Source organism: Kribbella turkmenica, from assembly GCF_004348725.1.
Taxonomy (GTDB): domain Bacteria; phylum Actinomycetota; class Actinomycetes; order Propionibacteriales; family Kribbellaceae; genus Kribbella; species Kribbella turkmenica.
Genome location: NZ_SMKR01000222.1, coordinates 1 through 10415, shown reverse-complemented (window position 1 = coordinate 10415; position 10415 = coordinate 1). Strand labels below are relative to the sequence as shown.

Here is a 10415-nt window from a genome sequence, read left to right as displayed (position 1 = left end):
CCTCAAAGGTCTTCATCGCGCGCCCAGCCTAGATGCCGGGTGGTGACGGCGTCCGGTCAGGTCCGCCTACCGGGACCTCGTGGCGGTGAGTGAGCATCGACGTACCAAATGTGATTGCCGGCGAGCAGGCGCTTCACCATCGCGTGGTCGATGGTGTCGGTCCCGGTGCGCAGGTGGAACGGCGGGGGGTAGAAGGCGTCGCCCAGCAGGATCACACCCGAGTCGGTCGCGACCAGCGAGTCGGGCGCGTGTTTCCGCCGACATGACGCAGTACGACGCCCATCGGGAGCGTGAGCGTGTCGTCGAAAGTCAACTGCGGGAGGACGATCCGGAAGCCGGCCCAGTCGGAGACGGCGAGGGCGCGCGCCCGGAACGACGGACCGAGGCGGGGCGCGGTCGTCGGCGATCACCCCGCGACCGAGGGCCTGACCGCGTCCGCGTCGGAGTCCTGCGGGTAGAGCCACACCCGGTCGTTCAGCTGTACCAGCACCTGGCCGACGATAGCTCCTGTGCAAACTCCCCGGAGAGTCCGCGACCTCGGCGTCGTCGTCGGCACCCAGCCGACCGGTCCGCTCAACGCGATCACCGACGTACCCGGCGTGCGCGTCGGCCAGACCACGATCTCCACGGGCGACCTGCACACCGGGGTGACCGCGATCGTGCCGGACGGGTACGCCGACGGCCTGCCCGCCGCGGTCGCGGTCGGCAACGGGTACGGCAAGCTCGTCGGGTCCACGCAGGTGGACGAGCTGGGCGTGATCGAGACGCCGGTGCTCCTGACCGGCACGCTGAGCGTGTTCCGCGTCGCCGACGCTCTGCTCACCTGGCTGCTCGACCGGGACCCGCGGGCGACCAGCCTGAACCCGGTCGTCGGCGAGACGAACGACGGACACCTGTCTGACGTCCGCCGTCGCCCGATCACCCCCGAGCACGTGCACGCGGCCCTCGACTCGGCGTCCGCGGACCGGCCGGCCGAGGGCTGCGTCGGCGCCGGCACCGGGACGTCGGCCCTCGGCTTCAAGGCCGGCATCGGTACGGCCTCCCGCACGGCCGGTCGGGGCACGGTCGGCGTCCTCGTCCAGGCCAACTTCTCCGGCACCCTGACCGTGCTCGGCACCCCGGTCCCCGCGGCGCCGCTCGATGCCGACGGCAACTCCTGCATGATCGTCGTGGCCACCGACCTCCCGCTGGACGCCCGCCAGCTCGGCCGGGTCGCCCGCCGGGCCGTGTTCGCGATGGGCCGGGTCGGCTCCGACTTCTCCCCCGGCAGTGGGGACTACGCCGTCGCGTTCGGCACGCACCGCCCACCGGCCTTCGCCGACCGCGAGCTCCGCCCGGTCTTCCAGGCCACCACGGAGTCCGTCGAGGAAGCCCTGCTCAACTCGTTGACGATGGCCACGACCACTGTCGGCTACCAGGGCCGCACCGCCCAAGCGGTCCCGCACGACCTCGTCCGGCCGAGATAGCCGGCCGGTGCACCACCGCACGCGAGCCTGGATACGGCGGCGTCCGAGCTCTTCGCCCTCCTCGAATCGCAGGACATCCCGCTGCAGTTCCTGACCTGGTGTGCGGGGCGGCGCTAACCCGGCCGGGCCTTCGCCGTCTTCGCGGTGCCGGCGTACGCGAACCTCCGCCGCGCCCCCTGGCCCGGGACCTGGGTCACGTCTCGTAGAGGGCGAGCACCGTGCGGGACAGGTTCGCGAGTTCGGTGCGGAGTTCCGGCGGTTCGAGGACTTCGAGGGCGTCGCCGAAGCGGCAGAGGGAGGCGGCCGCGTTGCCGATGGACTCGATCGGGATGGTGACCACGACCGAGCCGTCGTCCGCGGGCTCGGCGGCGGCGACCGCCTTCACCAGGGTCGGGAAGGACACGTCGTGCATCTGCGCGGCCATGCGGGCGGACACCCGGACGACGGCCTCGGCGGTGAAACGGGTCCGGTCGAAGTCGGCCAGGCGCTCCTGCCAGAATCCGGCGAGGTCGAAGTCCGCCGGACGGTCGAACTCCTCGTCGGTCGGAGTGAGTTCGAGGATGCTGGCGACCCGGTACGTGCGCATCCCGCCGGCGGTCGCGGCGACGACGTACCAGGCGCCGTTCTTGAGGACGAGGCCGTACGGATCGAGCACGCGCTCGACCTCGCGCGGAGCCTCCCAGCGTCGGTAGAGCACCTTGATGCGGCGGTCGTGCAGGACCGCGTCGGCCACGGCGGACAGGTGCGGTGAGTTCTCGGCGTCCCGGTACCAGGCCGGCAGGTCGAGGTGGAAGCGGTTCTTCAGCCGGCCTGCTCGGTCGCGTTGGTCGGGGGCGAGTGCCGCGAGCAACTTCAGCTCGGCCGCGCTCGTCTCCGCGGTCAGCCCGAGTGCCGCGGCCGGTCCGGGCATGCCGACCAGGAACAGCGCGGCCGCTTCCTGCTCGGTCAGCCCGGTGAGGCGGGTGCGGTAGCCCTCGACCAGGCGATACCCGCCGGCGCGGCCCTGGTCGGCGTACACCGGGACACCGGCCGCGGCGAGCGCCTCCATGTCGCGGTAGATGGTCCGGAGCGAGACCTCCAGCTCGTCGGCGAGCTCACGCGCGGTCAGCTGCCTGCGGGTCTGCAGCAACAGCAGGATCGACAGCAGCCGACTCGAACGCATGTCCCGAGGCTAGCCCGGAACACTGCCATGCGCTGTCAGGTTTGGCCTGCACGCTGACTGCATGACGACATGGACCAAGGTGACCGGCGACTTCGACTTCCTGAACGGATACTTCGACGTCCGGCACCGAACGCTGAAACAGGTCTTCATGGGCTGCGACGAGTGGACCGAGTTCGAGGGGACCACGACCGCGCGGACGCACTTCGACGGCGCGATCAGCATCGACGAGATGCGGTTCCCGACGCAGCAGCGGTACGGGATGTCGGTGCGGGTGTTCGACCCGGTCGAGCGGCAGTGGAGCATCTGGTGGGTCGACGGGCGGACGATGAGGCTCTACCCGCCGGTCCGCGGCCGCTGGTCGGACGACGGGACGTCCTGCTGGCTCGTCGGCGAGGAGGAGATCGACGGCGAGACCGTCATGGTCAGCTACTCGTGGTCCGGCGTGACCGACCGGACCGCGCACTGGGAGCAGTGCTACTCCAACGACGGCGGCCGGACCTGGGAGCTCAACTGGGTCATGGACTTCACCCGGCGGGACACGCCTCCGCCGCCGCTCGACGTACCGAAGCTGACCGGGGACTTCGACTTCCTGGTCGGCCGGTGGGACCTGCACAACAGCCGGCGCAAGCCCGCGCTGGGTGACGACGCCGAGTGGTACGAGATGCGGTCGGAGCTGGAGGTCACGACGTACTTCGACGGAGCGATCAGCTTCGACGAGGGCTGGTTCCCGGCTGAAGGCTTCCGCGGCGCGACCCTGCGGATCTACGACCCCGAGTCGAGGACCTGGGCGATCCACTGGATCAACAGCCTGCGCGGCCGACTCGAGACCCCGGTGACCGGTTCGTTCCACGACGACGGCACCGGGATCTTCGAAGGCCCGGACGTGTGGGATGGTACGCCGATCGACGTCCGCTTCACGTGGACGCCGGGCACCGACAAAGCCGCGTGGGAACAGGCTTTCTCCACCGACGGCGGCCGCACCTGGACCCCCAACTGGAAGATGCAGCACAGCAGGATCAGTTAGTCCCCGGAGGGAGTGCATTTCGACAGGAGGTGTCCGGTCTTTCGTCCCAGTTGTTGCTCAGTTCACGCGCGGAGCGACCTGGGAGTGGGCGTATACCTCCTGTCGATCGGCACCACGATCAGGCGGGTACTGCGTCGTACCGGCGGGATCGGGCGACCAGCAGGTGGAGGGTCAGGGTGAGACCGAGGACGGCGGCGGCTACCACCAGGAGGCCGGACGGAGGTGCGCCGGCGGCCAGGGTGAGGCCGCCCAGGCCGCCGCCGAGAGCTACGCCGAGTGAGATGGCGCTGCCGTTCAGCGCCATCACGATCGCCGCCGAGTCCGGCGCGAACGACGCGAGCCGCGCCTGTTGCGGTACGGCGGCGCCGCCGTTGCCGATGCCGGCGGTGAAGAACCAGAAGAGGCCCAGCACGCCCAGCACCGCACCGACGGGAACGAGCCTGAACGTGATCGCCCCGAGCACCGCGTCCGCCAGGAGTCCGGCGAGCACGACCGTGAGTACCCGCAGCGGCGTGAACCTGTCCGCGAGCCGCCCGGTGACCGCGTTGCCGAGCATGCTGGCCAGGCCGTAGCCGAACATGATCAGGATCATCATCCACCCGGCCGGGAAGGCCGGGCGCAGGATCAGCGTCGCGTAGGTGAAGCAGGTGTAGCTGCTGCAGAGGATCCCGGTGGTGACCAGCAGACCTGCGATCAGCCGTGGCTGACCGAGCGGCCGAAGGCGCTCGGCGAGGGTCGCGGCCGGGAGATGCAGCCGTGGCAGCTTGAGCAGGATGCCGGCCAGCGCGATCGTGCCCACCACCGCGACCAGGAGCATCGGGAAACGCCAGCTCGACTGCCCGAGCAGCAGGCCGACCGGTACGCCGAGCGCGGTCGCGGCCATCCAGCCGCCGAGCACGAACGACAGTGCCTTGCCGTGATCCCTGGCCGGCGTCAGCGCGATCACGTAGCCGGTGACCGCGGCGTTCAACAGACAGGCACCAAGCGCCGCGACGATCCGGCCGCCGAGCGCGATCGCGTAGGTCGTCGCCAGCCCGACGATCAGGTTGCCGAGCACGAAGACCCAGAGCGACCAGGCGATGGTACGGCGGCGTTCCCACCGGCTGGTGAACGTGCTGAGCACCGGTGCCGCGAGCGCCGACGTCAGCGCGAACACCGACACCAACTGCCCGGCCACGGCCTCGACGACGCTCAGGTCGTCGGCGATCGCAGGCAGCAGACCCGCCAGCACGTAACCGTCGATCCCGGTCGAGAACGTCGCCACCGCAAGCCAGATCAGCGGTCGGTAGTTCATCGCACCTCATCAACCCTTAACGTTTAACTCATCCGGCAGTCAGCAGATCGTAGGCGCCGGTCGAGGCATGGCGCGACGCCGTGTCCAGATGACGGCGGTGACTCCCGGCCGAGTACAGCTAGAGGCTACGGACGGCCAGCAGGGTCGCGAGGGCTGCCTGGGTGGCTTCGTAGCCCTTGTCCTCGCGGCTGTCGGGGAGACCGGCCCGGTCCAGCGCCTGGGGGTCGTTGTCGCAAGTCAGGACTCCGAAGCCGATCGGTACGCCGGTGGTCACGCCGACCTGCATGAGTCCTTCGGTGGTGGCCTGGCAGACGTACTCGAAGTGCGGCGTGTCCCCGCGGATCACGACGCCGAGCGCGATCACGGCGTCGTACCCGTTCTTCGCCGCGTGCAACGACGCCACCGGGAGCTCGAACGAGCCCGGCACCCGGATCACCGTGTAGTCGGTGACCCCGGCCTCGTCCAGCGCCCGGATCGCGCCGGCCACCAGCGCGTCGGTCACCTTCGGGTGCCACTGCGCGCCGACGACGGCGACGCGGGCGCCCTCGGCCCGCGGGGTCTCGATGGTGGGTGCTCCACTGCCCGACATCAGCCGGCTCCGTTCTCTTCAGCCAGTACGCCGGCGGGCAGGTGATGGCCCATCCGGTCCCGTTTTGTCCGCAGGTACCGCAGATTGTGCTCGGTCGGGTCGATCGAGATGCTCCGCCGCTCGACCACGTCGATGCCGTGCCCCTGGACACCGGCCAGCTTGTCCGGGTTGTTCGTCAGCAGCCGGGCCTCCTTGACGCCCAGGTCGGCCAGGATCTGCGCGCCGGTGCCGTAGTCGCGGGCGTCGGCCGGCAGCCCGAGGTCGAGGTTCGCGTCGACCGTGTCGCGGCCGGCGTCCTGCAGCTCGTACGCCTGCAGCTTGTGCAGCAGCCCGATCCCCCGGCCCTCGTGGCCGCGCAGGTACACGACGACGCCGCCCTCGGCGGCCACCTGGCGCATCGCCTCGTCGAGCTGCGGCCCGCAGTCACAGCGCAGCGAGCCGAACACGTCGCCGGTCAGGCACTCCGAGTGCAGCCGCACCAGCGTCGGCCCGTCCCCGACCTCGCCGCGGACCAGGGCCAGCTGCTCCGACCCGTCGACGACGTTCCGGTAGCCGTGGGCAATGAAATCGCCGTACCGGGTCGGCAGCGTGGTGGTCGCCACCCGCTGGATCTGGCTCTCGGTCCGGCGCCGGTAGCGGATCAGGTCGTCGATCGACACCAGGACCAGGCCGTGCTCGTCGGCGAACTCGCGCAGCTCGGGACCGCGCTTCATCGTGCCGTCGTCGTTCACCAGCTCGGAGATCACCGCGGCCGGCGTCAGCCCGGCCATCCGGGCCAGGTCGATCGACGCCTCGGTGTGGCCCGGCCGGACCAGGACGCCGCCGTCACGGCCGCGCAGTGGGAACACGTGCCCCGGCTGGACCAGGTCGTACGCCTCGGACGCGGAGTCCGTGAGCACCCGGATCGTCCGGGCCCGGTCGGCGGCCGAGATCCCGGTGCTGATGCCGTCGCGGGCATCGACCGAGATCGTGTACGCCGTCCGCATCCGCTCCCGGTTGTGCGGGGTCATCAGCGGGATGCCGAGCCGGTCGAGCTCGGCCCCCTCCATCGGGACGCAGACCACCCCCGAGCTGTACCGGATCAGGAAGGCCAGCAGCTCCGGCGTCGCCTTGGACGCGGCGAAGATCAGGTCGCCCTCGTTCTCCCGGTCCTCGTCGTCGACCACGATGACCGGCCGCCCGGCGCGGATCTCCTCGATCGCGTGCTCGATCGTGTCCAGCTTCAGCACGTTGCCCATCGTCATCCCACCACCACTGGCTCGGGGGCCGCGGCGCGCTCCCGGTTCTGGATCCGCCACCAGGAGGCGAACCCGACGACACAGAACAGCCCGTAGACGATGTACATCGCCGCCGACGGGTAGAAGCCGGCCTGGAGCAGCAGCGGTACGCCGACCACGTCGACCGCGATCCAGATCAGCCAGAACTCGACGAACCCGCGGGCCATGCCGTACGTCGCCAGGATCGAACCGGTCAGGATCCACGCGTCCCACTGCGGACCCCACGAGCCCAGCTCGCGCAGGACGAAGTACGAGAGCGCGTAGAGGACGACCGCGAGGCCGAGCAGTTCGAACCGCTCACGGGCGGTCGCCCAGCGCGGCTGCACTCCGGTGGCGGCGCCGCCGTGGCGGGTCTGGTACCAGCGGTACCAGCCGTAGAGGCTGACCAGGGCGAAGAACACCTGGCGACCGGCCTGACCCCACAGGTCCTTGTCCTGCGGGGTGTCGAAGATCCCGCCGACGAAGACGGTGAAGAGCAGGATGTTGCCGACGATGCCGACCGGCCAGGCCGCGACCAGCCGGCGCATGCCGAACAGCGCGCTGCCGAGGCCGAAGACGTTGCCGACGATCTCGCGCACCAGCACCGGCGAACCGGCGACGGTGACCTCGGAGTGCAGCAACCAGTCGATCACTTGGTGCCTCCCTGGATGAGTCGCTCGACGTACTTGGCGATCACGTCGACCTCGAGGTTGACGGTGTCTCCGACCTGGTTGCGGCCGAGCACGGTGAGTTCGAGAGTGGTGGGGATCAGGCTGACCCCGAAGGTGCCGGTCGCGTCGTCCACGTCGGTGACCGTCAGCGAGACGCCGTCGATCGCGATCGAGCCCTTCTCGGCGACGTACCTGAGGATCTCGGGCGTGGTCGCCACCCGGACGTCCTCCCAGTGCTCGGACGGCGTCCGGCTCGCGATCGTGCCGGTGCCGTCCACGTGGCCCTGGACGATGTGACCGCCGAGGCGGGCGTGCGCGGCGACCGCCCGCTCGAGGTTGACGCTGGAGCCCTTCTCGAGGTCGCCGAGGCTGGTCCGGCGCAGGGTCTCGCGCATCACGTCCGCGGTGAAGGTCCCGGCACCGTGCTCGATCACCGTCAGGCAGCAGCCGTTGACCGCGATCGAGTCGCCGTGGCCGGCGTCCTCGGTCACCTTCGGACCGCGGATGGTGAGCCGGGCCGCGTCCCCGTCGAGCAAGTCCAGGGACTCGACCGTGCCGAGTTCCTCGATGATGCCGGTGAACATCTACTTCCCTCCAAGAGGAGTCAGGATCAGCCGGACGTCGTCGCCCAGGCGGGTGACGTCCGCTAGCTTGAACCGCCGCAGGTGGTCGATCGATTCCGCGCCCAGGTCGCCGATCGCCGCGAACCCCGAGCCGAGGACGGCCGGGGCGACGTACGCGACGATCTGGTCGATCAGCTGGGCGCGGAGGAAGGCGGCGGCCAGCGTCGGGCCGCCCTCGAGCCAGAGGTGCCGGATGTGGTGGTCGTCGAGCTGCCGGAGGACCTCGGCGGGGTCGTGGGTCGGCAGCAGCAGCGTCCGGGCCCGGTCGTTGCGGACCCGCGCGGTCGACGGGATCTCCCGGTCGCCGACGACGACCCGCATCGGCTGCCTGGCGGCCGGTACGTCGTGCTCGTCGCGGACCGTCAGTTCCGGGTCGTCGTCGAGCACGGTCTGGGTGCCGACCGCGATGGCGTCGCACTCGGCCCGCTTCCGGTGGACGTCGGCCCGAGCGATCGGGCCGGTGATCCACTTGCTGGTCCGGTCCGGGGCCGCCGAACGGCCGTCGAGCGTGGTGGCGAACTTCCAGGTGACGAACGGCCGGCCCGTCCGGACGCTGTGCAGCCAGACGTGGTTGACCGCCTCGGCCTCGGACCGCAGGACGCCCTGCTCGACCTGGATGTTCTTGCTGGCCAGCTTCTCCGCGCCGCCGGCGGCCTCCCGGTTCGGATCCGGTACGGCATACACCACGCGGGCGACGCCGGCCTCGATCAGCGCGTCGGCACACGGGCCGGTCCGGCCGGTGTGATTACACGGCTCGAGCGTCACGTACGCCGTACCGCCGCGGGCGCGGGCGCCCGCCATCGTCAGTGCCTCGACCTCGGCATGCGGGCCACCGGCAACGGCATGGAAGCCCTCGCCGACCGGGTGGCCGTCGCGCCCGGTGATCACACAGCCGACCACCGGGTTGGGATGCGTGCTGCCGATGCCCTTCGCGGCCAGCTCGACGGCACGCCGCATCCAGGCGACATCGATCGGCGAAGCGTTGTTCACTCACGGTCCCTCGTCGTCACGGACGCACTCCGGGGTTCGTGACAACCGGCTTCCGCACGCACTGCCGTCCGGGGTGCCGCCGCCGAGCCCGACCACTGCTCGCCGTACTCCGCTCGCCTTGCAGGGCTCACGGCCGGACGTCAGAGCGCACCCGCCGATCGCGTGCGCCTCCCATCCGGACTTTCACCGTCGGTCCTGGAATTCCACCAGGTCAACCGACCGCTCGACTGCTGCGGCCGGGTCGCGGACTGTCACCGCCGGCTCGGAATTACACCGACCCCGGAGCACGCGAGTGGGTTCACTCGTGGGTCCAGTGTGCCACTGCCGGCCCAGCCCGCCACGACCTAGGTCACATCCTGGGCGGGATCGGTCGCGGCCGGGTCCGCTGGGTCAGCACCAGGGCGGCCGCCGCGGTCACACAGGCCGCCGCCACCGAGACCATCAGCGGCCGGTAGCCGGCGGCGTCGGCGAGCGCCGCGCCGCCGAGCGGCCCGACCGCCTTCGCGATGGTGACCGGCGTGGTGAGCATCCCGGAGATGGTGCCGAACCCGTCGGCGCCGTACCGGTCCAGCAGGATCGCCGGAGTCGCGATCGAGGACACCCCGAACCCGAGCCCGAAGAGCGTCAGGCAGACGATCGCCCCGGCGACCTCCCGGCCGGCCACGGGCAGCAACGAGATCGCCACTCCCTGCACAGCCAGCACCAACGCCGTGATCGTGGCCATCGGCAACCAGCGGGCCGCGAGGCTGGTGACGAGCCGTCCGGTGACCGACAACAGGCCGAGGACGCCGGCCAGGGTCGCCGCGGTGGCCGGCGGGTGCCCGAGGCTGATCAGGTACAGCACCAGGTGCACGGAGATGACCGCCAGCGCCGCGCTGTGCATCACGAACGCCCCGGCGAGCAGCCAGAAGCCGAGGTCCCGCAGGACGCGGCGCGGGGATCCGGCTACCCTGCCGCCCGGCTGAGGTCTGGCGCCCCGTACGACGACGGCGTGCAACGGGATCGTCGTACCGGCGACGACCGCCGCCAGGATGACGAGGGTCGTGCGCCACCCGTGCGCGTCCGCGAGGAGCCCGGTCAGCGGGATGAAGATCGAGCTGGCCAGCCCGCCGACCAGCGTGATGGCGAGAATCGCGTTGGTCCGCGCCTCCGGCCGCGCCACCGCGACCACGACCGCGAACGCCGGCGGATAGAGCACCATCGCCGACGCGACGCCGATCGCCACGAAGACGCCGTACAACTGGAGGACGTTCTGGACCTGCGACCATCCGAGTACGGCGGCCGCCGCCAGCACCGAGCCGGTCGTCATCAACCCCCGCCCGCCCCGCGCGTCGAGCCAC

Annotated in this window: 10 protein-coding genes and 1 riboswitch; of the genes, 2 read left to right on the top strand and 8 right to left on the bottom strand. The window is 70.9% G+C overall.

Annotated features, from left to right (window positions below):
• Nucleotides 1-509 precede the first annotated feature (509 nt).
• Nucleotides 510-1466 carry a P1 family peptidase gene (locus E1218_RS32695; protein WP_202866315.1) on the top strand — a complete coding sequence of 319 codons (957 nt, stop codon included), beginning with the start codon at nt 510-512 and terminating at the stop codon, nt 1464-1466.
• A 193-nt stretch (nt 1467-1659) separates the two neighbouring features.
• Here the strand turns inward: E1218_RS32695 and E1218_RS32690 are convergent, their stop codons facing one another.
• Complete coding sequence (locus E1218_RS32690; protein WP_132326910.1) at nt 1660-2628, bottom strand: helix-turn-helix transcriptional regulator; 969 nt, start codon at nt 2626-2628, stop codon at nt 1660-1662.
• 61 nt (nt 2629-2689) lie between these two features.
• Between E1218_RS32690 and E1218_RS36825 the strand changes: the two genes are divergently transcribed.
• Nucleotides 2690-3652 carry a hypothetical protein gene (locus E1218_RS36825; protein ID WP_202866314.1) on the top strand — a complete coding sequence of 321 codons (963 nt, stop codon included), beginning with the start codon at nt 2690-2692 and terminating at the stop codon, nt 3650-3652.
• A gap of 118 nt (nt 3653-3770) precedes the next feature.
• Here the strand turns inward: E1218_RS36825 and E1218_RS32680 are convergent, their stop codons facing one another.
• The 7 genes from E1218_RS32680 to E1218_RS32650 all read right to left on the bottom strand — a co-directional run.
• Entirely contained in the window at nt 3771-4946 is a 1176-nt protein-coding gene (locus E1218_RS32680) for an MFS transporter (RefSeq protein WP_132326909.1), read from the bottom strand.
• Between the two features lie 118 nt (nt 4947-5064).
• Nucleotides 5065-5535, bottom strand: a complete 471-nt coding sequence (ribH, locus tag E1218_RS32675; protein WP_132326908.1) for a 6,7-dimethyl-8-ribityllumazine synthase — start codon at nt 5533-5535, stop codon at nt 5065-5067.
• Nucleotides 5535-6773, bottom strand: a complete 1239-nt coding sequence (locus E1218_RS32670) for a bifunctional 3,4-dihydroxy-2-butanone-4-phosphate synthase/GTP cyclohydrolase II (protein ID WP_132326913.1) — start codon at nt 6771-6773, stop codon at nt 5535-5537. Before E1218_RS32670 ends, ribH begins: the two co-directional genes overlap by 1 nt.
• Nucleotides 6774-6775: 2 nt before the next feature.
• The gene (gene pnuC, locus E1218_RS32665; RefSeq protein ID WP_132326907.1) at nt 6776-7444 is read right to left on the bottom strand and encodes a nicotinamide riboside transporter PnuC; all 669 of its coding nucleotides are present in this window, start codon (nt 7442-7444) and stop codon (nt 6776-6778) included.
• Nucleotides 7441-8046: a riboflavin synthase gene (locus tag E1218_RS32660; protein ID WP_132326906.1), complete on the bottom strand. Its 606-nt coding sequence runs from the start codon at nt 8044-8046 to the stop codon at nt 7441-7443. The genes pnuC and E1218_RS32660 overlap by 4 nt, the downstream gene beginning before the upstream one ends.
• Nucleotides 8047-9075: a bifunctional diaminohydroxyphosphoribosylaminopyrimidine deaminase/5-amino-6-(5-phosphoribosylamino)uracil reductase RibD gene (ribD, locus tag E1218_RS32655; RefSeq protein ID WP_202866313.1), complete on the bottom strand. Its 1029-nt coding sequence runs from the start codon at nt 9073-9075 to the stop codon at nt 8047-8049.
• A gap of 158 nt (nt 9076-9233) precedes the next feature.
• Nucleotides 9234-9367, bottom strand: a riboswitch (FMN riboswitch).
• Nucleotides 9368-9424: 57 nt separating this feature from the next.
• Nucleotides 9425-10415, bottom strand: a 991-nt coding sequence (locus E1218_RS32650; RefSeq protein ID WP_132326905.1) for an MFS transporter, incomplete at its 5' end; no start/stop codon positions are given.

Excerpts from the sequence above, each read along its gene's own strand:
- E1218_RS32690 (WP_132326910.1), bottom strand. The coding sequence starts at position 2,628 with ATGCGTTCGAGTCGGCTGCTGTCGATCCTGCTGTTGCTGCAGACCCGC.
- E1218_RS36825 (WP_202866314.1), top strand. The coding sequence starts at position 2,690 with ATGACGACATGGACCAAGGTGACCGGCGACTTCGACTTCCTGAACGGA.
- E1218_RS32680 (WP_132326909.1), bottom strand. The coding sequence starts at position 4,946 with ATGAACTACCGACCGCTGATCTGGCTTGCGGTGGCGACGTTCTCGACC.
- ribH (WP_132326908.1), bottom strand. The coding sequence starts at position 5,535 with ATGTCGGGCAGTGGAGCACCCACCATCGAGACCCCGCGGGCCGAGGGC.
- E1218_RS32670 (WP_132326913.1), bottom strand. The coding sequence starts at position 6,773 with ATGGGCAACGTGCTGAAGCTGGACACGATCGAGCACGCGATCGAGGAG.
- E1218_RS32660 (WP_132326906.1), bottom strand. The coding sequence starts at position 8,046 with ATGTTCACCGGCATCATCGAGGAACTCGGCACGGTCGAGTCCCTGGAC.